A 24082-nucleotide genomic window follows, 5' to 3' on the forward strand; every position below is an offset into this window, starting at 1 on the left:
CTCATTAGCTGGTGGCAATCCGCTTATCCTCAATTAAGTAAAGAGATTCTAGGCTTGTGTCTATCGAAAAAGCACGCAAAAAGAGTCCTCTACAATCCGTTATCGGACAGAGAGGGCTCTTCTCTGTACATGTTGTATAAGTCACTTCTCAAAAATTAGCTTTGGGTCCCCACGGATCAGATACCTACCGCTTCCGTCACCACTTCCGTAGGCACAATTCAAACTAATTGCAGCGATCAGAAAAACAAAAAGAACGTCCCCTTATTCCGTCGATGATCCCTGATTTGTGATTTTAACTTTAATATCATACGTGATTGGAATTTCACTAAACGTTTCGTCCCAGTTATTTTTAATTTTCTTCCATACCCGTGGATATTTGATTCGCAGCTTATCGCCAAACCCTGCTGCATCCACCTTGTAGACATCCTGCATTTTGTGAAGCAATTGATCTACCTGTTGTTCAGCCATATGACCGAAGTCCTTCTCCAGACCATCCAGATAATGCTCAGAACCATGCGCTTCCGGAGCTGTCCAATTTTCCATAAACCAGCCGTCTGATTCAATTTGAACATGAAATGAAATATCGTCGCCCTTAACTGTGGGAATAATTTTCGATTTTATGTGTTTAATCTCGTAGGTTATAGTGCTGCCGTCTTTGTGTGTATACGTCTTAACGACTCCACCTTTCGCTTTTCCTTGTACCCAGGATAGTCCCTCCATGTCCGTCTGATTCAGACTTCCGATCCATCGGTTCGTTTTCCCGCTAAAAATGGCCGCTCCCGAAAACTTATGTTCCCCCTCATAGGAGATGACATTTTGCAGCAAATAGCTCGACCCCGATTGCATGGTTGCATCCAATTTGGCGAGTGAGACTGGTGGCAGAATTTTATTGGTACGATACACATTGTCCACAAGTCCGGTAAGGTAGAATGAAGGAATCTCACTGGGATCGTTGGACGTCAATGCATCCAGTGCCCTGCGATCACTGACAACAACCAGACAGCTTGGCCGAATATCATTATCACGCAACACAAAATCAAGCAGTTGATCCAGTCTGAATTTCCGGGCCACCTCGGAGGATACCACGATGACTTTCAGATGATGTCCAATCAGCGGCCGATCTCTTCTCAGAGAAAACTGACGAAATATCTGTATAACTGAATCGCCTGTTAATTGTTCGTTAAAATAGGACTTCCCTGCTCCAGGTGATCCTTGCTGGCTCTCTTCCTTGGATGATCCCTTAGGAACAATCTGAACCGTAGCTGTGATATTATTCCTTTTCGGATAGTGTCCACCCTGTTCATTCACACTCTTCTCAAATTCTGTCTCTTTGGCAACATCAATACCCAGTCCCACGTACACACTAAGATCCTCAATCTCTTTGCTGCTCCAGCATCCAGAGGTAAACAACAGCAGCATTAATCCAGGCAGCAATAGCGCTAATCTGACTTTGCGACTCATGCGTACTTCCCTCCTTTTTTGCGGAGGATGCTAATCAACAGCAGGACTGTAGGCAGAATTCCAAATAGGTAAATGGATAAATTACCCACCGCATCCCCCAGTTGAAATGTTTCGTTCACATCCTTGGGAATTAAGGCGATGATATAAATTACAGGCAGCAGGATAAACATGGCGGGTAAAATTTTCTTGCTTTTGAACAACTGGGCACAGCCAACGGTAGCTGCATAGTGTGTGATCGAAAAGGTCGAGAAGATTTGCATGATCCAGATCACGAGCAGCAGCGATTCAAAACGCTCAAAGATCAATCCCTGTAGCTCAAAGCTTCTCATCAGATCCAGGGTAGGCCACGTTCGAGTTTTCATGCCTTCAATGGAAAGACTTCCGATTACCATAACTACCGTAATTAAGTAGATGCCTGTCGGAACGAGCGTACCCCACATTACCGCTTTGATCCCTTTTTGCGGGTGCTGCATATAAGCCATGATGACAAACATCACTTCATAGCCCGTATACGCAAGCAAAGTTGACTTAAGTCCCTTGAATACCGGCATAATCCCTTCTCCCAATACGGGTCTCAGGTTATTAATTTCAAACAGTTTGCTGCTAAGCAAAATCGCAATGACAAAAATGATAAGTGTGATGGGCAAAATAATCTCGAATAAACGTGCTACTGCACCAAGACCGCCTGAGTTCAAATAGATGCCCACCCACATGAAGACCATAACAATAGCCCAGACCGGTGTTCCTTCCAGCAGATAAAGTCCGGTTACTTCTGCCATGACCCGAATTTCAAATGCCGAAATGACCAGAAAATAGATAATCGCAACCGCTCCCAGTATAAAAGCAATCCATGAACCTGTTATTTCCTGAACAAACTGAAAACCCGTTTTGCCAGGAAATCGTCGGCACAGGATGACGAGCATAATGCCGATAAACGTGGCGATTAGCCCGGATATGATGATGGAGATCCAGACATCCGGTGTGTCTACCGCCTCAACCGTAGTACGCGGAAGTGTCAAAATCCCAGCGCCCAGCATGTAATTGATAATCATGACTCCGGTCTGGGTTGTCGTCAGCTTATCCGTGGGACGATTCACGTTATCACCTCTTTGCTCTGGTTTAAAATGTTTATGTTAATCTTGCTATTCATCTATTTCTTGCGATCCGGATCGGTAGGGTTCATCATGCGCGGACGCCGCCTCATCATTTTTAATGGTGCACGGATCAGCAAGTCCTTCCATTCGCTCAAGCTATACGGAACCACTGGGCTGACATAGGGAACCCCAAAGCTTTTCAGGCGCACGAGATGGCTGCAAATAAGCAGGAAGAACATAATCACCCCGAATAATCCAAGCGCCGCTGCACTGAACATGCCTGTAAAACGTAAAATTCGCAGTGTAATTCCAGCACTATAGGTAGGGATGGAAAATGAGGAGATCGCCGTTACCGCAACTACGATGACGAGAAATGGACTGACAATACCGGCCTGTACGGCCGCATCCCCAATAATGAGACCACCGACGATGCCCATCGCCGGACCGATCGGTTTGGGCAGACGTATACCAGCCTCACGCAATATTTCAATGGCTGTCTCCATAATGAGAGCTTCAATAATGGAAGGAAACGGTACACCATTTCGCGTCTCAATAATGGTCAATGCCAACTTCGTGGGAATCAGACCAGGATGAAATGAAATAAAGGAGATGTACAAGGCAGGAGCAAATAGCGCAATCATGGCTGCAAGAAAACGAAGCATGCGCAGAAATGTGCCTGGTATCCAGCGCTCATAATAATCCTCAGGAGATTGCAGCAGCATGCTGAAGGTTGCGGGCACAATTAAGGCAAACGGTGTACCATCAAGCAGTATGGCAACACGTCCCTCTAACATTCCGCTGATTACGCGGTCTGGCCTTTCCGTGTTTTGGATCTGTTGAAACGGACTCAGCTCATCGTCTTCAATTAGCTGCTCCACATAACCGGATTCCAGCATGACATCCATATCCAATCCTTCTATGCGCCTCTGGACCTCTGCCACAAGCTCAGGATCGGCAATATCCTCTATATACGCGATAGCAAGATCCTTCTTGATCCGGGTACCCACTTCAAATTTCTGAATAAACAAACTCTGATTGCTTCCGAAGCGTCGCAGTATACCTGTATTGTCACTGAGATGCTCCGTAAATCCAATTCTTGGCCCGCGAAGCAATGCTTCGGACAAGGGCTCTTCAATGTTGCGGCTTATTCCTTTGGGTGTGCCAATCATCAGTGCACCTTGCATGCCATCCACAAGGAGTGCATTTTTACCCCCAAGTACTCCCAAGGCCAGCTCCTGTAACGATTCGGTCTCCTGTATCTGGCTGACAGGCAGAAGTTGATTACTTAGATAGTTCTTAATCTGATGTATATCGGCTGGATGAAGGAAGCTCTCCTGTTGCAGTTCCGGTACACCCCTGATCATCAGAGGTGTAATCAGATGCTCATCAATCAATTGCTGGTCCACAAGACCATCAATATACATGACCGCTGCCCTTGTATTCGTGCCTCGTATTGTAAACTCTCGAATATGTACATCAGCATTCTGAGCAAAGGTCTCCTTTGAACTAATTAAATCGGTAACATAATTCCCGGTAAGCTTGATATTGGCATAACGCCCTGTTTCTAAACTCTGGTTCTCATCAGATCCTGATGATACAGATTGCTCGTCGTTATTGCCTTGGTTTTGATCTGTAGAAATTGCGAAGCTTCCCTGATCCACGGAAGAACGAATCCAACGGGTTATTTTCAGAATCGATAGCGGAATGACACATAACAAAAAAGCCTGTAACCATATGGGCCACTCCGGCACGTACGACCAAATCGTTGACCACATCACCCTCACCCCAACATTTCTCTGCGCTATGAACTTGCAGGTATTCCAGAGTATTGTTTCCCCGATTGCTCACAATAATTCCCGTTTTTTTGAACAACAAAAAGCAGATGCCTCTATTGGCACCCGCTTCCCTAGGGGTTATTGGAGTTTACCTTATCTATACGATTTTGGTTACGTGTTGCGCCTTCTCATCAAGTAGATGTGCAGACGCCGCAATGGTTGTAAAATCATTCAACGCCACCTCGATCTGCTGCTGACTTCGCTCCACGTAGCCTTCAACCTTCTGTGTTCCGCCAGAAATGTTCGTAATCTCTTTGGTTATCCCATTCACACTATCCCGAATCTCATTAATGGAATTTTCGACCATGGCCGATAGTTTGCGTACTTCCTTGGCTACAACATCGAACCCGCGCCCATATTCGCCTGCATGTGCCGCTTCAATCGCAGCGTTCAGGGCCAGAAGCTGGGTCTGCGACGCAATTTCGCGAATCGTTTTAACAACTCCCTGGATAGAACGTGCCTGTTCTTGCAAATGATTCAGTGTCGCTCGGTTGTGGGCGGAAACTTCAGATATATACGTGATACTGGACATCAGCTCACGGCTTCGCTCAATGCCGATATCAGCATGTTCGTTCAGATCATGTGACATCGTCTTCAGTTCATTAACTACAGCTGAAATATTATTCTGACGGGTCGTGATGTTTGTAGCTATTTTGGACACACCCAATATATTCTGATTCAATTCATCATAGACGGGCATATATGTCGCTTCAAGCCATACGGGATTTCCCTTTGCATCCTTGCGTTCAACCTTGTCCTGGAAGCTAGTACCGTTAAAAATACTACTCCAAAACGCGTTATAGTCAGGGCTTTTCACGAACTCGTCGAAACAAAATTGCTCATGCTGCATGCCATACATCTCAGCTACGGAATAGCCCATCGTCTGGGCAAAAACTTCATTTACATACGTAACCCGTCGATCCATATCGAATCGAATGATAGCCAGACTTTTCTCCATGGCCTTAATGACCAGCGCATCGGTAACAACATCTTTTTTTTCCACATCTACTATAGGCAAAGCGATCCCCACTCCCTGACTTCTTCCCATGATTAAACCGTTCTCATTCTGGCAGTTCCTGTTGTAGTGCAATTATGTATTCAACTGAATAGAGACGACTCTATTATTGTATACTCCAATTGCAGTCAATTGGATCACTCCCAAATCAATTTCTAACAATTCGGTTACGGCTTGACTTTTTATACCCAATAAACTAACTGTCTAAACATTATTTTTCATGAGCAAATTCTAACACAAAAAGGAGCGGATTAACCGCCCCTAATTATGGTATAACCTTCCATAGCTTTGATGTTATCAGTAGTCGTCTCTGTATATTACGCTACCTGTTTCATCCATCAGTCTCGCGGCAATTTATCTGCGTACCGACTGCGCAAGTCAGCGAGCCGCTCCAGCTTAGACAGCGCATGGTCCTTCTGCATCAATCCCACCGCCAGCACCAGTTGTTCCATTAACAGTAGTGGAGTAACCATGGAATGAAATTCGCCAAGCTCCCCTCTACTAACGTAAAAAGATAACTCCGTCCCCAATCCATATAAGAGGTCTTCCCGATCTGTTACAAGTACGGCTTTACTGCCTGTATCTCTGGCATAATCCAGAATGACCTCTGCTTCAGGCAAGAGTCTTGTAAAACACATCAGCAGCACAACATCCTCCCGTTGCATATGCATCAGTGATTCCAATAATTCATGGCCACCTCCGGCGAGGTGGATGACCGTCAATCCGAATCGGGATAGCCGAAAGGACAATAATTCCGCCAAACCAGCGGAAGGCCCTGGAGCATACACATATACTCTTCGTGCTTCAGCAAGGATCGCTGCTGCGTGCTCCAGATCCCCCTGCTTCATATGGGATAACGTCTCCTGCAAATGGCTGACGGAGGCCTCCAGTAACTGAACGGGAAGGCTGTCCGTATCCATGCGGGATATGGTTTTATTTAATTTAAGGGCAGGTGTAGTGTCTTCGGATGTACGAAGCCGGATTTTGAATGCTTTGGCATTGTCATATCCAACCGCCCGCCAGAAACGGGATACGGTCGCAATACTGACCCCCAACCTGTCCGCAATCTCCTGTTCCGTCATGAACAGAATCTCTTCCGGATTGCGTTCAACAAAATCAGCAATTTTCAGATGACCTGGCGACAGCTGTTCTTTATGAGTAAACAAATTCATTCCGTATGCACTCCTTTTCTCGCTCTGCACTCAGTATATCAGTTGAAAGGAAGAGAAGTGGGCTATGTATGTAATATTTTTTTCATTAAAATCTTAATGTGTAATAAAAATTACATCCGATTTACAAATGTCTTCTTTCCCGTTAATACTCTGCCCCTAGACTGTGGCTATGATGATCACCAACTTTCAGGGAGGTATGTATCGATGAAGAAGAAGATGACTGAGCGTTATACGCTGACGTCTTCACAGAAAATGATGGTGTTTGTGCTATCCATGTCACTGTACGGCTTGTCCAACATGTTCACAGAGCTTATTCCCAAGCTCCAGCTTGGACCGATTGAATTGTCTGTTGAGTACTTTGCCTTCATTCCGCTGACACTTTGCATTTTGTTCCACCCCATGATTGCTGCCCTTGGTGCGGCTCTTGGCGAAGTGATCTTCGGTGAGCTGATGCTGGGGCAATTTGGCGGACTGGGCGAGCTGGAGAAATTCCTTACCTTTTCCTTTGCCATGTATGTCGCAGGACGTATGGTCAGTGATCCTCGCAATCGCAGACAGGTCGGAATCGCAGCTATGACAGGCGTCATCATTCATCAGTTCCTTAGTTCACTGGTGGATATCGGTAAAGTGTGGATTGGTGTGGAGCAGCTGGAAGCCGTCCCTGGACTTGCGGAAAGTGTTGTGCTGATTGAAGGGGGTGGCTTTCTGAATGACGTACTGTTCTCAGGCATCCTGTTCGCTCTGCTGCCTACGCTGTATCTCGTACCCCTACTCTATGGCAAAATTGAACCACTGCTCGGCATCAAACCTCGTAATCCAGGGATGAAGTATGAAGGAATCGGCTTCTTCCGTCCGAAACTGATCCTGATCGGTGTGCTGCTGCTTGGGCTGGCCTTTGGTGCGGAATCCCTGTCCGAAATGGATATCAACTTCGCTGTTTGGGAGACGGACTATGCAGATCAATATGGTTCGGCTTCAATATGGATTAGTATCGGAGCTGCCGCATTGGTTGCTGTGGTGACATTACTGATCATGCGCGCTAAACGAAGCAAAAACAAAACGGTACCCGGTACGGAGAATCGCCCTTATGCATAATGAAATGTCCACATCAGCTTCTGTTTCCGCATCGGATTCTGCCATTTCCATTCAAAATGTCATCTTTACGTATCCTGGCTCCGAAGAGCCCGTCCTGAACGGAGCTTCACTCGAACTCCCACGAGGCAGTTTTACAGCCATTATCGGGGGCAACGGCTGCGGCAAATCCACCCTGTGCAAGTTGTTCAATGGCCTTATTCCTCAATTCTACACAGGAGACTTCTCCGGTGAAGTTCATGTACTTGGCATGCCTGCCGAAGGGCGAAGTGTTGCAGATCTGTCCAGAAAGATCGGTTACGTCTATCAGGATTTCGATAACCAGCTCGTGCGTCCCACCGTCTTGGACGAGGCTTGCTTTGCACCACTCAACTACGGACTGCCCAACTATCGGGAGCTCGGAGAACGCGCACTTGCCATGTGTGGTCTGGATACCATTCATAACCGATACATCTGGGAATTGAGTGGTGGGCAGAAACATCTGCTCGCTCTGGCCGGAGCTCTGTCGCTCGACCCCGATATCCTGATCGTGGATGAACCTGTCTCACAGCTTGACCCGCAGCATGCAAGACTCATCTATGAGTGTCTTTCGAAATTGAATACGGAATATGGCAAGACGATTATCGTCATCGAGCACCATACTGAATTTATCGCCGACTTCTGCGCAGATGTGGTATTGATGGACAAAGGCCGGGTCTTGTGGAACCTTCCTGTTAAGGAAGGTTTGAATCGAATTGCGGATCTGGAACGGCTGGGCATTCAACCTCCTGAGGTTACACGGGCAGCTATTCAGGCTGCAGAGTTATCGCAGGGAGAAAAAACAATTGCGGGCCTCTCAGGTTCAGAACGACGCTTCCCGATTACTGTGGAAGAAGCAAACGTTTATTTTGCCGAGCATTACCCATCCATTCCATCCGCTTCTTTGCAAAATGAACCTTCATCCTATTCGAACTTGGCACGCGACGTTTCTAGCCAAATTGCAAATACCAAGCGTTCAACGCCTGCCTCGGCTGCTGAACCGTTGATCCCTATTGTACAGTTTCATCAAACCCGGCTGCGTTACAGAGGACTGGGCAAAAAAGAACATGAAGTCATTCGTGGAGTTAATATTTCACTCCATGAAGGAGAACGGATTGCCTTGATTGGCAACAATGGTGCGGGTAAATCCTCCTTACTGAAGATGATGGCTGGCATTAGCCTACCTCAAGAAGGCAGTGTCAGTGTTCTGGGTGAAGTTACGCACCGTTCCTCTTTGGAGCAGCTGGCGGGGAAGGTCGCCTATATTTTTCAGAACTCTTCCGAAATGTTTATCGAAGACAGTGTTCGTAAAGAAGTCGCGTATTTCCTGAAGAACCGTCGCATCCCGGAAGCTGACCAGCAAATTGCACATGTACTGGAGCGTTTTCGGCTTACTCCGCTGCAAGAGCGGGATGCCCGGCTTCTCAGTGGCGGACAACAGCGGCGTGTCACACTTGCCATCGGTGCAGCCATGAAGCCTTCACTTATGCTGCTGGATGAGCCCACCGCCAATCTGGACCTTGCCACCCGCGAGGAACTGATAGGTGTACTGGATGAGCTGGATCAGCATGTGCGAACAACCGTCATTGCCACGCATGATATGCAGCTGGTTACCCAGTGGGCTAGTCGCGTTATCGTGCTTCACAATGGTCAGGTGGAAGCAGACAGCACACCTGCCGACGTGTTTGCGGATGAGTCCCTTCTGCGCCGCTCCGGACTTGCGCTTACACAGATCATGGAGCTCTCCCACCGGATGGGTCTACCGACACTTTCACCGACAACCGAGGCTTTTGTTGATACTCTCTTGAATCAATCACTCACCAAGGAGGATATGCATCATGCAGCTTGTCCGCAACTGGTTTGACAAAATATCCATTGAACGCATTCAGCTTGAGCTGATGAATACCGTATATGGCAGCGGACATGCCAGCCTGTCGCGGATTGATCCCCGTGCCATGCTGATCTGGTATCTCTTTTTTGCCATCGTTCCCTGGTTTGTTCATAACGGGACTGTGCTGCTCGGCATGTTTCTGTTGATGGTGACTACCACCATATTGTCCAGAGCCGCTCCTTTTATCATTATCATTCTCTGCTTAGGATTAATCGGCCAGGTCGGTTGGATGTTTATCATCTCGCTGTTCTTCGGTGGCAATCTGGAATCTGCATTCCCCCTGCTGCTGCTCACCTTGAAGCTGTCCATCGTCTCGCTGGCGAGTATCACCGTCTTTTCGGGCATGGACCCGGAACGGATCGGCGATGGGTTACTTGCGCTCGGCATGCCTGCGACGTTCTCTTTCAGCCTCTCTTATGCTTATCGCATATTGCCGGTGCTGTTCGGTGAATTCCGCAACATCATGCTGTCCTACAGACTGCGGGGTCAGGTTCCCTCTCGGCACGGATGGCTCTACTGGCGACTCGTTGTCTACTATATGAAGCTGTTCATTGTGTCTTTCTTCCCGCTAATGCTGGCTACCGCCAAACGTTCCCGCACAACGGTGGAAGCACTGGAGACACGCGGTTTCTCGTACGGCATGAAGCATCCTGAGTCCAAACGCCTGAAGCTCGCCCATCTGAAAATCACCTCACGTGACCTCGGATTTCTCGCCGGATCGGCAATCTATGTTGCACTGCTGTTCTGGCTCGGCGGGCATTACGAGATTCTGTAATTCAAAATAAAATGCTGTAACTATTCATACCATTAATCATTCATGGAATAAAGGAGTGTCTTCTATGCGCATTGATCTTCATACACACGGCAAATTATCCAAAAACTCTGATTTCTCGGTCGATTACTTCACCGAAATGGTCAACGAAGCCATAGCCAGCGGGCTCGAAGCCCTTGCGTTTACCGAACATTTTAACACCCGCAACTTCTACGAGGTCTATGAGACGCTGGATCGTCTTTATCCATACAACGGGGAGTACTACGATGCAGATGGACTGCGCATTTTTCCCGGCATGGAAGTGGATATTCAGGAGACAGGACATATTTTGCTGGTGGGTCAAAAAGAACATATTCTTGCCGTCCGCAGCGGCCTGGAGCAATATACAGCCAAAGGTTCATTCATTCCTTTTGCCAATCTGTTGGATATGGCCGAAGCATGGCCTTTGCTCAAAATTGGCGCACACCCTTTCCGCGAGTCCACCCCGCTGTATCAACTCGATCGTGATTTATTGGGACGTCTGGACGCTTTTGATCTGAACGCCAAGGATATGTATCAATACGGCATCGAGACGTGCCGCGGTCAGGTTGAACCATTCGCCCAGTCCCTCGGTAAACCCGTCACTGCCGGAAGCGATACCCACCAGTGCCTGCAATACGGTAGTGTGTTCAATGTGCTGGATCGTCCATGTGCATCGGTTGCCGAGCTCAAAGAGCAAATTCTCGCTGGTACGTACAGCATCGAAATATCCAACGATCTTCCTCTCCGTGTCAAAGCCTCCGTTATGCTGAAGAAAGTGATGAAACGTCTTGCCAAGCTAGAAGCTACCCGTTTGCAAAAAGTATAGGGAAAAGAAGACCACAACTTCTAAAGAATTCAAAATGAGCCCAAAGGATATACATCCTCCAGGCTCATTACGGATTCACTTTCACCTAATTAAAAATCATGCACCGTCACACAAAGCTGAATCACGATTCCGAACGGATCACGGACGATTCCATACCCCGGACTAAACTCGTTTTGCTCATAAGGCACCAACACCCTAACCTGCTCATGTTGTACCAGCGAATTATACAGCTCCGTCATCGTACTTTTATCTTTCGATTGAATGCATAATGACGTGCTGTTTCCCTGCTGCCACGGTCGACCCGTATCCATTTCTTCCTCAGCAATCATCAATTTATTTACCCCGATCTGGAGTACCGAATGTGTTATATATTCATCCTGCCCTTCAGGATACTCAAACCCCGGATTCATTTCCTTCATCTCTTTATAATTTTTCTTGAACAACACATTGGCCCCCAGGTACTTCTCATAAAAAGCAATGGCTGCCGCAGCGTCTCCATTCATCGACAGAAACGGGATCACTTCAAAATTCATCTGTATTGCCTCCTTCGTGTGATTGGATTACACTGTTTACTATAACGACAAAAGGTGCCAATCCATGGCACCATTGAGAGGTTTTTTTATGAAAAAATCAGAACGCATGAACCAGATGCTGCGCTTTATCAATCAAAAACAACACTTCACCCTGCAAGATCTCATGCAGGAGTTTCAGATATCCAAGAGAACCGCATTACGAGACATCGCGTCATTGGAGGAAATCGGTGCTCCCATTTATGCCGAGTATGGACGTTATGGGGGATATCGTTTGCTTCAGCAAATGCAGCTGCCACCCATTTCATTTAATACAAGTGAGCTTCATGCCCTCTACTTTGCCATGCAGGCATTGCGCAGCTTTACCAACCTGCCCTTTCAGATCTCTTTTCGTTCCATTCACGAGAAGTTTCTAAGTGCCCTATCCGAAAACCAGAGACAGGATATTGAACAAATCCAGCATCGGGTCTCTTTCCGACACACCGAGCAAATCCGGGATAGTGAGCATCTGGAGTTTCTATTGATGGCCGCTGTTCAGAATATAGTGATACAGATTACGTATCGACATATTCGCAGAAATAGCAGTAACCCAGACAACAATTCCAATCCCGACAAACCCAAGCCCGGCATACGCACCATTCAGCCCATCGCCCTCTATGCCATGAAAGGCTACTGGTATTGCGAGGCGTATGATCTGGGTAAACAGGCGTACCGTGTGTTCCGATGTGACCGAATCACCTCATGCGAGGCGACAGACATCGAACCTATATCACATATTAATGAACTCAATCTACAGGATGCCCACTCGTTATGGAAACCATCAGAGAACGCTATCCCATTCATATGTCTGATTAATGAAGCCGGCGTTGAGCTGTTCCAGCAAGAACAGTTTCCATCCATGCGGATTATTAACGACTCTGGAACTGATACTGGACAATCTGGATACGCCTATTTACTCGGGTCGTATGAAGCCCATGAGCTTGAGTTCATCATTCGCTATCTCGCAAGCTTTGGCAAGTCTATCAAGATCATGGAGCCTGATACCTTAAAAGAATCCTTAAAACAACACTATCTGGATTTACTCGACCACATTTAACTTCCGCCACCAATAACCACTTGATGTTTACACCTCATCGCAAATCGATATCCATCTTTTTTCGTCAAACTCTGGACTCTGATTTATCATGAACCGCTGGAGAGCTTTTTTTATTGCCTATCGCCAACTGAACTATGATTTGCAGCACGATGATTATAGCCAGACCATAGAATGCTTGGATAAAGCTGCCCGTGGTATCATGGAGCCAGCCAATCGCCAGTGGACCAAGCGCGCCCAGAATGTAACCGCCCGATTGAGTCATGGCTGACCAGGCGCTGGCTTCCTGAGCATTATTCGTCTCATCAATGGGCAGCATCAGAGCGATTGGAAACAGTCCCCCGGCACCAATGCCGAGTGGGATTGCGGCCAGCCAAGGACTGACGGACAGGTTCAGCATTAAGACTCCGATCAACTCCATTAACGCACATCCAACAAGCCAGAATACACGTTTTTGGTAACGGTGAACGAGCATTGGAATGAATAACGTAGACGGCAATGAAATTAACGTAAATAACGTTTGGATGCTGCCGGCTGTCTCTTTCGTATATCCTTGGCTCTGGATCGCAGGCGCAAGCCATGCAGTCAATGAATAGAAGATCGCTGCCATCAGGCCGAAGAACAATGTCAGTACCCATGCTCGACTATTTTTCACTGGAAGAGCTTCAACGTTCACAGTAGAAATCTGCCCCGTTTGTCGATCCTTTCGTGCTGACAAGGCTAATTTCATCCAAATCGGCAAAGCAATGATGGCGAGCAATGCCCACATCGCTAACGATCCCTTCCACGAACCCCCCAGGAGATTTTGAAGGGGAACCGATAGTCCAACACTAATGCTGGCCCCCACGACCATTGCTGTAGAGTAGACCCCCACCATGGCAGCAACTCGCGTAGGGAAGTACTGTTTGATAAAGCTGGACAAGAGCGGACCAGCCAATGCAATACCTACACCGGATAGAAATGAAGTAAACATCATCAGAGGTGCTGCACCCACGAACAACCGCAATGCCGTACCTACTCCAATGAGGATTAATGCCAAAACGATCGCGCCCTCATTCCCCCACCTCCTGCTTAGCTTTACGGAAAATGGAGCGAATATACCCATACATAATACGGGAAGCGTAGTTAACAGACTTGCTGCAATTCCGCTAATACCCAGATCACTTTGTATGGTACTCATTAAGGGAGAAATGGATGTAATGGGTGGTCGCAGATTCAATGAAGCCAGAATAAGCGCCAGAACGATATAAAACAGTTTCACTAAGGATCACCTCATGTATTGTTATATAGCTGCATTCACTAATGATCCAGGCTGTAGATCTTTTGTGGTGCAAGACTAGTATAGAAGTATTATAATGATTGAACAATACAATAGTTTCTATTAAAATGATTATAAAAACCAATGATTGGAGGGGAAGCATATGGAAATACGTCAAATGGAGAACTTTATCGTCGTTTGTGAGGAACTCCATTTCACACGTGCTGCAGATAAAATCGGTATTTCTCAACCTACCTTGAGCCAACAGATTCGAGCGTTGGAGGATGAGTTAGGTGTTCCCTTGTTCGACCGGGTAGGCAAAAAGATTGTGATGACGCAGGCGGGAACGCTATTTTTAGAGCACTGTGTACAAATGGTTCGGCATTTACAGAATACCCAAGATGCATTAGCTGAATTCCGCAATGATCAGCGAGGCAAGCTGGTGATTGGAGTCCTACCGTCCGATTTGGACTACCGTCTTACTCCATTGCTCGTTAATTTTCATGCCCATTTTCCCAAGGTGAAATTAAAGGTTGTTTCTTCGATTTATGTATTGAATCAAGTGTTGGATAACGAAGTAGACATCGGCATTGAGCTTACTTCCATTTCAGATGACCGTCTTGTCCGCATTCCTTTGTGCAGCGAAGAATACGTACTCGTCGTTTCGGAAAACCACGCTTGGGCTGAACGAAATGAGATTGGAATTAAGGAACTGCGCGATATTCAGACCGTAATGTTCCCAGAAGGATTCACAGGCAGAGAACTGGTTGATGGCTATTGCCGGAAATATGGTTTCACCTTGAATACAATTATGGAGACAAGTTCGGCAACCTCCATTATTAGTCTGGTCAAAGCTAACGTTGGCGGTACGATACTGCCCTATCCACTGATCAAGGCAATGAATGAACCGACACTACGCATCATCCGAATCACGGACGATGCCCCTTACCGTCACTTTGAGATCATTCATCGGTCCGACCGTTACCTGACCCAATCTGCCAAAGCATTTATTGAGAAAACCATTGATTATTTTAATCAAGGATAAGTTCAGAGGGAGAGTGACTTGAATGCAAATAAAAGAGGTTAACTTGTTCACACATCAAATGGAGGCCATGAAGCAGTTTTACGGTACGTTATTGGAGTTGGAGCTACTGGAGGAGAGTACATCGTCCGTATCGCTTCGCACAGGAAATTCGGTCCTTTCATTTCAGCAAGCTCCTGATCAGGAAAAGCCCTTCTATCATGTCGCATTTACGATTCCGACAAACCAACTCGCTGAAGCCAAGAAGTGGGTTCAAGATCGAAACATCTCTTTGCTTTCTAAAGATGATAAAGATGAATTCTATTTCCCCTACTGGGATGCTACTGCTTTCTACTTCTATGACCCGAGTGGTAATTTGATGGAGTTCATCGCTCACCATTCGTTGGATAATGCAGTCGAAGAAACCTTTGATTCTAGGCAGCTGCTGTGCATTAGCGAGATCGGCCTGCCTGTCGAAGATGTACCCGGTACCATAAGCAAAATGAATGGACAGTATCACCTTGAACCCTTTGCCGGAGACGGAAAGCAATTTGCCCCCATCGGTGACGCAGAAGGCATGTTTATTGTAATCGATAAAGAGATGCCCTGGTTCCCAGACGGACGTATACCCGGCGTTTTTGCCACTGAGGTGAAGGTTGCAACGGGGCAACCCGGTAGTCTACGTATACAGGATGGTCTGTATTCCATTGTTTCGATTTGATGTTAGAGTGTACTGAATGAAAAGCTCAAGAGGGACGTGCGACTCAATACTTACCAAAACCATCCTCACAAGTGATATCCGCCTTAAGAATATCGTACAGATTTTGTTTGGAATTCTCTAATTTTTTCTGAGCATCTTCAATTTCTGTTATTTTCGCTTGGATAATGCTCGCTTGTTCATTACTTGAAAATCCCTGTTTAGAGATCATAGATTGGATCTCATGGATCGTAAAACCAACAGCTAAACATTGTTTAACTACATCCAGATGCTGAATAATGCTCTCGGCATATATCCGATAGTTATTTTGATCTCTCAGCATATGTTCATCCGTGATAATACCTATCTTCTCATAATAACGAATAGTGGATATCGGAAGGTTTACACTCTTGGCTACTTCACTAATTTTCATATGGATCGCCCTCGTTTCTTTTTCTTGCTATAAAGTATACTTCATAGTTTACAATCCTCATAGTGAGACGAATTGAGGTAATCCCATAACCCACTCTCACCAATATTAGATATGAGGAGAGATATCCATATGAATACAATTACCGGCCAATTCAACAAAACAAATGATTTTGATACCATCGTCTTGGAGCGCCATTCCGTTAAAGTCTATGACCCTGAAGTCAAAATCAGCCGCCAGGAGATGACCGAGATACTGGCGAAAGCTTCACGTGCCCCTTCGGCGATTAACATGCAACCGTGGCGTTTTCTTGTCATCGACAGTGCTGAAGGCAAAGAGAAGCTTGCACCACTAGCCTCTTTTAACCAGACACAGGCACTAACGTCCTCGGCTGTCATTGCCGTGTTTTACGATGCCAATAACGTTGAATACATGGAAGAGATTTTCAATAAATCAGTGGAACTTGGATACATGCCACAAGACATCATGGATATGCAAATGCAGCAGGTAAAACCTTATTATGCGAACATAAACGCATCCGAACTACGTGATATTAATCTCATTGACTCAGGTCTCATATCCATGCAACTCATGCTCGTTGCCCGTGCTCATGGCTATGATACCAACCCTATGGCCGGTTATGACAAAGGCAAGATCGCTGAAGCCTTCGGCTTGGATAAAGAGCGTTTCCAGCCCGTGATGTTGATCTCCATAGGTAAAGCAGCCAAAGATGGCTATCCTTCCTATCGTCTCCCGGTTGAAACGATTACGACTTGGGCGTAACCAACAATAAATTTCAACACGAACATGCCAATGGAGAACTCTATTTATGAGCATCATTTTTAAACTCATTTCAAATTATCCTGTTGCTCGTGGGCATTACCAGTTAGAAATTAATCGTGTAGAGAGTCATTACTTTCATTCGAAAAATAGATAAAATCTCTGTGCGGTCCTTATAACCAGAGTGCTTACCCTATGGACTTGGCTTCAGTCAAAGGATTTCACAAATGTGCCCTCTACTGATTTCGACATAGGAACTTTAACGTTAGATTCATAATGGAAAGGTTCATAACAAAAAGGGTCCTAATGACAACTGTCATCAGGACCCTTTTTAATTATACTTAAATATTATAAGAATTTAACAATCCCTTACTCTACCGTTACGCTTTTCGCCAGGTTACGTGGTTTATCCACATCGTGACCCAGTGCCAGGGAAGCGTAGTATGCAAGCAATTGCAATGCTACAACGGACAGAGCCGGGCTAAGCAGTGGCAGCGTCTTAGGAATTGCAAACGCTTGGTCAACGGATTTCAGCAATGGTGCTACGTGCTCTTCGTACGTAATTGCCAGTACGTCTGCGCCACGTGCTTTCACTTCTTTGATGTTGCTCACGGTTTTCTCCAAAACGTTCTCCTGCGTTGCCAGAGCAATGACAGGGATACCGTCCTCGATCAATGCGAGCGTACCATGTTTCAACTCACCCGCAGCATACGCTTCGGAGTGAATATAAGAGATCTCTTTCAGTTTCAACGATCCTTCTTGTGCTACTGCATAATCCAGACCGCGGCCGATGAAGAAGAGATGTTCATGTTTGGAGATTTGCTCTGCATATCCTTTAATAGCTTCCGCTTGCTCCAGCATGGATTCAACTTGCTCAGGCAATGCTTGCATTGCTGCCAGCATGTGAGCAATCTCTTCTGCTGTTTGCGTGCCACGAACTTGTGCAAGGTACAGACCCAGCAGGTTGAACGCGATCAACTGCGAAGTATACGCTTTGGTAGAAGCTACTGCAATTTCCGGTCCTGCCAGTGTTGCAATCACATCGTCCGCATCACGTGCAATGGAGCTACCTACAACGTTAGTGATGGCGAGTACATGTGCACCATTTGACTGTGCTTCACGCAGTGCAGCAAGTGTATCAGCCGTTTCACCGGATTGGCTCACCACGATCACAAGTGTATCTTTGCTTACGATCGGGGAACGATAACGGTATTCGGAAGCAACATCTGTTTCTACCGGAATACGTACCAGTTGCTCGATTACAGTACGTCCAACCAGACCTGCATGGTACGCTGTACCACAAGCGATGATTTGAACGTTACGAATATTTTTGATTTGTTCTTCAGTCATTTTCAACTCAGGAAGTTGAACCTTTTTGCTTTCATTATCGATGCGACCCAGCATTGTATCACGATATGCTTTTGGTTGCTCATGAATTTCTTTCAGCATGAAGTGCTCGAATCCGCCTTTTTCTGCAGTTACAGCATCCCAATCGACACGAATCATTTCCCGAGAAATAAAGTTACCTTCAATCGTCATCAATTCGACAGCATCATGTGTCAATACAGCCATTTCACCATCATTCAGAATGTACACGTTACGTGTATGTTCCAGAATTGCCGGGATGTCGGAACCAATGAAGTTCTCGCCTTCACCAATACCAATAATCAATGGGCTTGCTTGACGCACAGCTACGAGTTTCTCAGGCTCATGCTCTGTCAATACACCCAGTGCGAAGGCGCCACGCAACAACGTGATCACTTTTTGAACTGTTTTAACGATATCACCATTGTATTCACGTGCGATCAGGTGAGAAATAACCTCAGTATCTGTCTCGGAAGTGAACGTGTGACCTTGAGCCATCAATTCGTCCTTCAGATCCAGGTAGTTCTCAATAATACCGTTATGCACAACAGAGAACTTCTGGCTTCCATCCGTGTGTGGATGAGAGTTCTCATCCGATGGTTTACCATGAGTTGCCCAACGTGTGTGTCCGATTCCGGCATTACCTACCAGTGGTGCACCATCCAGCTTAGCTTCTAGATTCGCAAGACGACCAAGAGCTTTCGTGATTTGCAGACCTTCTGGTGTGAATACCGCGATACCTGCAGAATCATAACCACGATACTCGAGTTTCTTCAATCCTTCGACCAATACCGATTGAGTGTTCTTATTACCAATATATCCAACAATACCGCACATAGTTTATTTCCTCCGATTGTATATGAATACTGTGTCACGAAGAGAAACAGGCTGGCACGGCATATCGAAAAAATGAAAATGATTGCCTAACGTATCATGAAAACTTTCAATTATTCAATTATCAATGATCAGAGCAGCCTCTTGCCGCTCCGCAGTCATAAGCTGTTATTAGATGCAATCATGAATGTACATCATTTTCCCGTCCGCGCACTGTTCACGCTCTTCGCGCACATTCATTTGAATTTTAGTTGAATCTTGCACCTACCGGCGCGTTGTGTGAACAGTCACCCATCCATTTTCCGCAATCCGGTTCACGGCTCTGGTGCATCACCGGGAGGTCCCCGCCGAACAATCCGAACACCTCCACCTCGTCAGCTTGATTGCCGTCGATCTTGCTCAGTAGCATCTTCATTATTTCAAGATTCATACCGATCAAAATCCTTCCCGCGCAACTTCAAGCTCTGGCGCTTGTGTAACTAGTACCTTACGATCCTCACTTTCTGTGTCTGAATGACGACTCCACTCATTATATGCACGTCAGGTTCATTTTGCAATGGAGCAAAGTACCTGTGACAATTTCGGCATATTTACCCACAATCCCGACCGGATAAACAGACCCATGGTCTCACTAGGCCGGGACGTAGGAATATGGGTTTGTATGGCATAAACCCTGTTAGATTAAACCTTATGAGACAGTGATTCCCTTGATACAACCGTGTTTGGAAGACCTATAGATCAGGTCCTATACCAGTTCTTTTTGCACAACATCTGCAATTTGAGATACGAATTGTTCAAGTTCATCCTTATCTGGTCCTTCCGCCATAACGCGGATCAAGGATTCAGTCCCGGACGCACGAACGAGTACACGTCCATTATCACCCAGATGCTGCTCGACTGTAGCAATAGCTTGCTCAATCGCCGAATTGCCCTCGTATTTGCTCTTATCTTCAACGCGAACGTTCACCAATACTTGTGGATACTGGGTCATCAGCGCCTTAAGTTCACTCAGTTTTTTACCGGAAGCTTTCATCGTGTCCACGAGCTGAATCGCTGTCAGCATGCCGTCGCCTGTTGTATTGTAATCCAGGAAAATAACATGACCGGACTGCTCTCCACCCAGGTTATAACCCCCACGGCGCATTTCTTCCATCACATAACGGTCACCCACGGCAGTCTTTGCTGTTTTCAGTGCCAGTTTCTCCGTTGCTTTGTAGAATCCGATGTTACTCATTACGGTAGATACCACAGTACTGTCTTTCAACTTACCTGCGCGATTCATCGCATCACCACAGATGCACAGAATGAAGTCACCATCAACCTCAGCGCCTGTCTCATCAATAGCAATCAGTCGATCCGCATCCCCGTCAAAAGCAAGGCCCAGATCCGCATTATGTTTCAGCACCTCTTGTTTCAAATGCTCCGGGTGAGTTGATCCGCATTGCTCATTGATATTCAGGCCGTTAGGCTCAGCACCAATGGCAATGACTTCTGCACCAAGTTCTCTGAATAATTTGGGTGCCAGCTCATAAGCTGCTCCATTAGCACAGTCCAGAACAATTTTGAGTCCTGAGAACGATTCATTTACCGTTGTTTTCAGGTAGTCCAAATAGCGATAACGGGATTCTTCATCCACTATTACGGTTCCCAAACCACCACCCACAGGGCGCGGCAATTGATCCGTTTCTGCATCCATCAATTCTTCGATCCGGTTCTCCGTCTCATCCGACAGTTTGAAGCCATCTCCCCCAAAAAATTTGATTCCGTTATCCTCAACTGGATTGTGGGAAGCCGAGATCATTACCCCTGCATCAGCTTTCAGCAGACGAGCAATATACGCCACTCCAGGAGTGGATACAACGCCCAGACGAATTACATCGGCGCCAATGGACAGCAAACCTGCAACCAGTGCGGATTCCAGCATAAGCCCCGAGATTCGGGTATCCATACCGATAACCACTTTTGGTCTTTCTACACCACCTGCAAGCACATAACCACCACAACGTCCGATGCTGTAAGCCAGCTCCGCCGTTAACTCTTTATTGGCAACACCTCTTACGCCGTCTGTACCAAAATATTTCCCCATGATCTAACTCCTTCTATTCGCATCATATAAGAGCATAAACGTTATTTTTAAAATTCTAATCTGAACATTTTTTTTACGGATTGGAGCCACTATTACTGCTACCACTGTTATTGGAATTACCTCGACTGGTATTCCCCTGCTGGCTCTGCTCCTGATTGTCCGTATTCGATTCTGTTTCTTCTTCTCCAGGAGCAGTTTCGGTATCCCCATTCTCGACTTCGGCTGGTGAAGGATCAGGCCCCACCGTCCCTTCATCATTCGGATCTTCGCCAGGAGCAACCGTCGTATCATCAGACTTTTCGCTAATTTTGACGGTAGCGCTCAGATCAACTGATGATTCATCCAGTTTGGCAAACCGAGGCAAGTCAGCCTCAAGCTTTATTTCATGCGTACCTACCGCAAGTCCAGCAAGATCCGCAGTCAATTTGATATCATCGCTACTTAGACCTTCAAGCATCGTTGAAGAACCTCTAAGCGTAATATTCAAGCCGCCACTTTTGGGAGTAACCAGTGTCCCTTCCAGCCCGTTTCCCGCGCCAGTAAGCGTAATGGGTACGTTCGGAAAGACTTTGGTCGTCTCCTGAAGCTCATCATAAGGCGATACCGTCACCTTAAGCTGAATCGAACTAGGCTCGATTTTCTCAAAACCGGGCGGCGGCGTCAAGTCCACGTTAACTGTCGACGTCCCTGCCTCATCGAACTGTGTGAGATCAAGGGTTACTTGGTCGTAGGACTGTATACCCGCAAGCGCATCCTCTGTGCCGTAAACCGAGACTTCTTTCACGCTTGGCTCAACCGTGGAGAGCACCATTCCCTCAGGCAGCTGTCCCGAATATTTGATTCTTAAGGGCACAGTTGTATAGGGCTGACTGACAGGAATACGGACTTCTACGGTTTCTGGTGTAACAATCGCATTTTCAATGACCTTGCCTTCGGCATCATATGCCTGAAGCTTCACTTTTTTCTGCGTCACGTCATCCTTCGCATCCTTCACGCTCACACTGCCCTGAACCTTCTCTACGGCGTCAAGCTGCCCTTCCGGCAGAGTTACCTTAACTGGACCTGAAGGTTCAACAACGGGCGTTCCAGCGTTATATCCGGCGGATGGTTCTCCTTCGGGTACAATATTCACATCGAAGGATTTGGTGCCCAATTTTTCCACGTTGACCGTAACCATGGAAGGCTCCATGCTGACTACCTCAACCCCGGAAGGCAGATCAGGCACCAATGGCAGTGTATTGGACCCATCCTTCACCTGACTAAGATCCACTAGCACTTTATAATCATCATTCGTAAAAATCGAAGTTAACATCGAACGCTGCCCTTTAATCTCCAGACGGACCTCATCCGTACTTAATGAAGTAAGTACATAGGAGTTGCTGTCGAGTCCATAAGGCTGAACAGGCACAGTGCGCTCCACAACCTTATTCGTTGTCCCGGTCGAGATTGTTGGCGTAGTTGGTACTTCATCCAGATGTATCATGAACCAGAGCAACAAACTCACCGCTAAAGCGAGAATCTTGGCAAAATTGTTGTTATTGAACCATTTATCCATTTTTACGTCCCCCCTTCCGTTTCCAGAAGGTAGTCCAACCATTCTTTTTAGTCAGATTGGATGTTGGACGCAGTTCTTCGTACAGTTTGGCAATCAGCGATTCTTCCTTAATATCACGAACAACCTGTCCATTCATCGCAAGCGACACTTGTCCTGTCTCCTCCGAAACAACCAAACAGATCGCATCCGCAACCTCGGTAATCCCGATTGCTGCACGGTGACGCGTTCCTAGCTCTTTGCTAATAAACGGATTCTCGGACAAAGGCAAATAACAGGCTGCCGCCGAAATCTGTTTGCCCTGTATAATGACGGCTCCATCATGGAGCGGTGTATTCGGAATAAAAATGTTAATCATCAGCTCTGAGCTGACCAGAGATTGCATCTGGATCCCGGACTCTGTGTAATCGTTCAGACCCGTTTCCCGTTCGAATACAACCAGTGCACCAATTTTACGTCGTGACAAATAATTTACGGACTTAATAATCTCACCAATTAACACCGTTAATTCTTCATCACTTGCTGCTGCCGAGCGTCCAAACAGTTTGCCTCGACCCAATTGCTCCAGACCACGGCGCAGTTCCGGTTGGAAGATAATAAAGACCGCAACGACACCAAACGTAAACATCTGGTTCATTAGCCATTTGAGCGTATAGAGGTTTAGCCACGTACTTAGTGCCCAGATCACTACAAGGAACAGAATACCTTTAAGCAGCTGAACCGCACGGGTACCCCGCACAAGCAAAATCAATTTGTACATAATATAGGTAACGATCAATATATCGATAACGTCCTTAATGGACTCTTTCCACGTTAAGTCAGCAAAATAGTTCATAAGCCAGCCCCCGCTATCCCCATTGATGAGTAAACCCTGCTCTCATATTAACCCATTAGGATTTAATTAATCCTTTTCTCGCATTTGCAAAATCCATTCAAGCTCACTCTCAGGTACAAAAGTTGGCCAGGAAGGAGCACTCTGATCCAACTAACGTATAGACGAATAGAATTATTTCGATCTATATTTTGCGGATTGAAAGACGCTCTTTGGATTTATGCAAAAAGCTTATCTATATGTAGTAGTATGTTCTCTTTAGTATCTAGGTTATAACGTTAACGTTCAGGTTGCAAGTTACGGGAGTCACAAACTGCGCAGAAACAACACAAATCCCATAAATTACAAAGTCATTAGATAAAAAAAGAGTACCCCAGCAATCTGGAGGTACCCTGCTTGGTATATAC

The 24082-nt window shown here is 46.3% G+C and carries 21 protein-coding genes; 8 read left to right on the top strand and 13 right to left on the bottom strand.

Features of this window, described 5'->3' with window-relative positions:
• Nucleotides 1-261: 261 nt before the first annotated feature.
• The 5 genes from BLS14_RS27580 to BLS14_RS27600 all read right to left on the bottom strand — a co-directional run bounded on the left by BLS14_RS27580 (nucleotide 262) and on the right by BLS14_RS27600 (nucleotide 6577).
• Complete coding sequence (locus tag BLS14_RS27580) at nucleotides 262-1461, bottom strand: Ger(x)C family spore germination protein (RefSeq protein ID WP_063567062.1); 1200 nt, start codon at nucleotides 1459-1461, stop codon at nucleotides 262-264.
• A complete protein-coding gene (locus BLS14_RS27585) occupies nucleotides 1458-2558 on the bottom strand; it encodes a GerAB/ArcD/ProY family transporter (protein WP_072735605.1) in 1101 nt (366 codons plus the stop codon). The genes BLS14_RS27580 and BLS14_RS27585 overlap by 4 nt, the downstream gene beginning before the upstream one ends.
• Nucleotides 2559-2611: 53 nt before the next feature.
• Complete coding sequence (locus BLS14_RS27590) at nucleotides 2612-4330, bottom strand: spore germination protein (RefSeq protein WP_063567061.1); 1719 nt, start codon at nucleotides 4328-4330, stop codon at nucleotides 2612-2614.
• A gap of 157 nt (nucleotides 4331-4487) precedes the next feature.
• Nucleotides 4488-5438 carry a methyl-accepting chemotaxis protein gene (locus BLS14_RS27595; RefSeq protein WP_063567060.1) on the bottom strand — a complete coding sequence of 317 codons (951 nt, stop codon included), beginning with the start codon at nucleotides 5436-5438 and terminating at the stop codon, nucleotides 4488-4490.
• 305 nt (nucleotides 5439-5743) lie between these two features.
• Entirely contained in the window at nucleotides 5744-6577 is an 834-nt protein-coding gene (locus tag BLS14_RS27600; protein ID WP_079697702.1) for a MurR/RpiR family transcriptional regulator, read from the bottom strand.
• A gap of 204 nt (nucleotides 6578-6781) precedes the next feature.
• Here BLS14_RS27600 and BLS14_RS27605 point away from each other — a divergent pair, with 204 nt between their 5' ends.
• The 4 genes from BLS14_RS27605 (at nucleotide 6782) to BLS14_RS27620 (ending at nucleotide 11197) form a co-directional block, all read left to right on the top strand.
• Nucleotides 6782-7672 (top strand): DUF8171 family membrane protein, encoded by an 891-nt coding sequence (locus BLS14_RS27605; RefSeq protein WP_256336707.1) that lies wholly within the window; start codon nucleotides 6782-6784, stop codon nucleotides 7670-7672.
• Complete coding sequence (locus tag BLS14_RS27610; protein ID WP_256336708.1) at nucleotides 7665-9551, top strand: ABC transporter ATP-binding protein; 1887 nt, start codon at nucleotides 7665-7667, stop codon at nucleotides 9549-9551. The genes BLS14_RS27605 and BLS14_RS27610 overlap by 8 nt, the downstream gene beginning before the upstream one ends.
• Nucleotides 9526-10353, top strand: a complete 828-nt coding sequence (locus BLS14_RS27615; RefSeq protein WP_072735608.1) for an energy-coupling factor transporter transmembrane component T family protein — start codon at nucleotides 9526-9528, stop codon at nucleotides 10351-10353. Before BLS14_RS27610 ends, BLS14_RS27615 begins: the two co-directional genes overlap by 26 nt.
• A 64-nt stretch (nucleotides 10354-10417) precedes the next feature.
• Complete coding sequence (locus tag BLS14_RS27620; protein ID WP_090954848.1) at nucleotides 10418-11197, top strand: PHP domain-containing protein; 780 nt, start codon at nucleotides 10418-10420, stop codon at nucleotides 11195-11197.
• An 89-nt stretch (nucleotides 11198-11286) separates the two neighbouring features.
• On the opposite strand, the gene BLS14_RS27625 is transcribed toward BLS14_RS27620, so the two are convergent.
• Nucleotides 11287-11730 carry a VOC family protein gene (locus tag BLS14_RS27625; RefSeq protein WP_063567055.1) on the bottom strand — a complete coding sequence of 148 codons (444 nt, stop codon included), beginning with the start codon at nucleotides 11728-11730 and terminating at the stop codon, nucleotides 11287-11289.
• An 88-nt stretch (nucleotides 11731-11818) separates the two neighbouring features.
• Here BLS14_RS27625 and BLS14_RS27630 point away from each other — a divergent pair, with 88 nt between their 5' ends.
• Nucleotides 11819-12823, top strand: coding sequence for a helix-turn-helix transcriptional regulator (locus BLS14_RS27630; protein ID WP_072735610.1), 1005 nt, complete (start codon nucleotides 11819-11821; stop codon nucleotides 12821-12823).
• A gap of 64 nt (nucleotides 12824-12887) precedes the next feature.
• Here the strand turns inward: BLS14_RS27630 and BLS14_RS27635 are convergent, their stop codons facing one another.
• On the bottom strand, nucleotides 12888-14081 hold the full coding sequence (locus BLS14_RS27635; RefSeq protein ID WP_072735611.1) for an MFS transporter: 1194 nt from the start codon (nucleotides 14079-14081) through the stop codon (nucleotides 12888-12890).
• Between the two features lie 160 nt (nucleotides 14082-14241).
• On the opposite strand from BLS14_RS27635, the gene BLS14_RS27640 reads away from it, so the two are divergent.
• Complete coding sequence (locus BLS14_RS27640; RefSeq protein ID WP_090954850.1) at nucleotides 14242-15123, top strand: LysR family transcriptional regulator; 882 nt, start codon at nucleotides 14242-14244, stop codon at nucleotides 15121-15123.
• Between the two features lie 22 nt (nucleotides 15124-15145).
• A complete protein-coding gene (locus BLS14_RS27645) occupies nucleotides 15146-15820 on the top strand; it encodes a VOC family protein (RefSeq protein ID WP_090954852.1) in 675 nt (224 codons plus the stop codon).
• A gap of 43 nt (nucleotides 15821-15863) precedes the next feature.
• Here BLS14_RS27645 and BLS14_RS27650 read toward each other — a convergent pair whose 3' ends face one another.
• Nucleotides 15864-16229, bottom strand: a complete 366-nt coding sequence (locus tag BLS14_RS27650) for a MerR family transcriptional regulator (protein ID WP_063567050.1) — start codon at nucleotides 16227-16229, stop codon at nucleotides 15864-15866.
• A gap of 129 nt (nucleotides 16230-16358) precedes the next feature.
• Here BLS14_RS27650 and BLS14_RS27655 point away from each other — a divergent pair, with 129 nt between their 5' ends.
• The gene (locus BLS14_RS27655) at nucleotides 16359-17009 is read left to right on the top strand and encodes a nitroreductase family protein (protein WP_090811292.1); all 651 of its coding nucleotides are present in this window, start codon (nucleotides 16359-16361) and stop codon (nucleotides 17007-17009) included.
• A 366-nt stretch (nucleotides 17010-17375) separates the two neighbouring features.
• On the opposite strand, the gene glmS is transcribed toward BLS14_RS27655, so the two are convergent.
• From glmS to cdaA, 5 genes are all read right to left on the bottom strand, one after another.
• Nucleotides 17376-19208: a glutamine--fructose-6-phosphate transaminase (isomerizing) gene (gene glmS, locus BLS14_RS27660; protein ID WP_063567048.1), complete on the bottom strand. Its 1833-nt coding sequence runs from the start codon at nucleotides 19206-19208 to the stop codon at nucleotides 17376-17378.
• 244 nt (nucleotides 19209-19452) lie between these two features.
• The gene (locus BLS14_RS27665; RefSeq protein WP_176854796.1) at nucleotides 19453-19620 is read right to left on the bottom strand and encodes a hypothetical protein; all 168 of its coding nucleotides are present in this window, start codon (nucleotides 19618-19620) and stop codon (nucleotides 19453-19455) included.
• Nucleotides 19621-19950: 330 nt separating this feature from the next.
• Nucleotides 19951-21291, bottom strand: coding sequence for a phosphoglucosamine mutase (gene glmM / locus BLS14_RS27670; protein ID WP_064640679.1), 1341 nt, complete (start codon nucleotides 21289-21291; stop codon nucleotides 19951-19953).
• A gap of 73 nt (nucleotides 21292-21364) precedes the next feature.
• Nucleotides 21365-22846 carry a CdaR family protein gene (locus BLS14_RS27675; protein WP_063567045.1) on the bottom strand — a complete coding sequence of 494 codons (1482 nt, stop codon included), beginning with the start codon at nucleotides 22844-22846 and terminating at the stop codon, nucleotides 21365-21367.
• Nucleotides 22839-23678 carry a diadenylate cyclase CdaA gene (gene cdaA / locus BLS14_RS27680; RefSeq protein WP_063567044.1) on the bottom strand — a complete coding sequence of 280 codons (840 nt, stop codon included), beginning with the start codon at nucleotides 23676-23678 and terminating at the stop codon, nucleotides 22839-22841. Before cdaA ends, BLS14_RS27675 begins: the two co-directional genes overlap by 8 nt.
• Nucleotides 23679-24082: the final 404 nt, after the last annotated feature.

Source organism: Paenibacillus sp. OK060 (genome assembly GCF_900101205.1).
Lineage (GTDB): Bacteria > Bacillota > Bacilli > Paenibacillales > Paenibacillaceae > Paenibacillus > Paenibacillus marchantiae.

Excerpts from the sequence above, each read along its gene's own strand:
- BLS14_RS27610 (WP_256336708.1), top strand. The coding sequence starts at position 7,665 with ATGCATAATGAAATGTCCACATCAGCTTCTGTTTCCGCATCGGATTCT.
- BLS14_RS27595 (WP_063567060.1), bottom strand. The coding sequence starts at position 5,438 with ATGGGAAGAAGTCAGGGAGTGGGGATCGCTTTGCCTATAGTAGATGTG.
- glmS (WP_063567048.1), bottom strand. The coding sequence starts at position 19,208 with ATGTGCGGTATTGTTGGATATATTGGTAATAAGAACACTCAATCGGTA.
- BLS14_RS27600 (WP_079697702.1), bottom strand. The coding sequence starts at position 6,577 with ATGAATTTGTTTACTCATAAAGAACAGCTGTCGCCAGGTCATCTGAAA.
- BLS14_RS27625 (WP_063567055.1), bottom strand. The coding sequence starts at position 11,730 with ATGAATTTTGAAGTGATCCCGTTTCTGTCGATGAATGGAGACGCTGCG.
- BLS14_RS27580 (WP_063567062.1), bottom strand. The coding sequence starts at position 1,461 with ATGAGTCGCAAAGTCAGATTAGCGCTATTGCTGCCTGGATTAATGCTG.
- BLS14_RS27605 (WP_256336707.1), top strand. The coding sequence starts at position 6,782 with ATGAAGAAGAAGATGACTGAGCGTTATACGCTGACGTCTTCACAGAAA.
- BLS14_RS27590 (WP_063567061.1), bottom strand. The coding sequence starts at position 4,330 with ATGTGGTCAACGATTTGGTCGTACGTGCCGGAGTGGCCCATATGGTTA.
- BLS14_RS27630 (WP_072735610.1), top strand. The coding sequence starts at position 11,819 with ATGAAAAAATCAGAACGCATGAACCAGATGCTGCGCTTTATCAATCAA.
- BLS14_RS27675 (WP_063567045.1), bottom strand. The coding sequence starts at position 22,846 with ATGGATAAATGGTTCAATAACAACAATTTTGCCAAGATTCTCGCTTTA.
- BLS14_RS27615 (WP_072735608.1), top strand. The coding sequence starts at position 9,526 with ATGCAGCTTGTCCGCAACTGGTTTGACAAAATATCCATTGAACGCATT.
- glmM (WP_064640679.1), bottom strand. The coding sequence starts at position 21,291 with ATGGGGAAATATTTTGGTACAGACGGCGTAAGAGGTGTTGCCAATAAA.
- cdaA (WP_063567044.1), bottom strand. The coding sequence starts at position 23,678 with ATGAACTATTTTGCTGACTTAACGTGGAAAGAGTCCATTAAGGACGTT.
- BLS14_RS27645 (WP_090954852.1), top strand. The coding sequence starts at position 15,146 with ATGCAAATAAAAGAGGTTAACTTGTTCACACATCAAATGGAGGCCATG.
- BLS14_RS27620 (WP_090954848.1), top strand. The coding sequence starts at position 10,418 with ATGCGCATTGATCTTCATACACACGGCAAATTATCCAAAAACTCTGAT.
- BLS14_RS27665 (WP_176854796.1), bottom strand. The coding sequence starts at position 19,620 with ATGAAGATGCTACTGAGCAAGATCGACGGCAATCAAGCTGACGAGGTG.
- BLS14_RS27640 (WP_090954850.1), top strand. The coding sequence starts at position 14,242 with ATGGAAATACGTCAAATGGAGAACTTTATCGTCGTTTGTGAGGAACTC.
- BLS14_RS27650 (WP_063567050.1), bottom strand. The coding sequence starts at position 16,229 with ATGAAAATTAGTGAAGTAGCCAAGAGTGTAAACCTTCCGATATCCACT.
- BLS14_RS27655 (WP_090811292.1), top strand. The coding sequence starts at position 16,359 with ATGAATACAATTACCGGCCAATTCAACAAAACAAATGATTTTGATACC.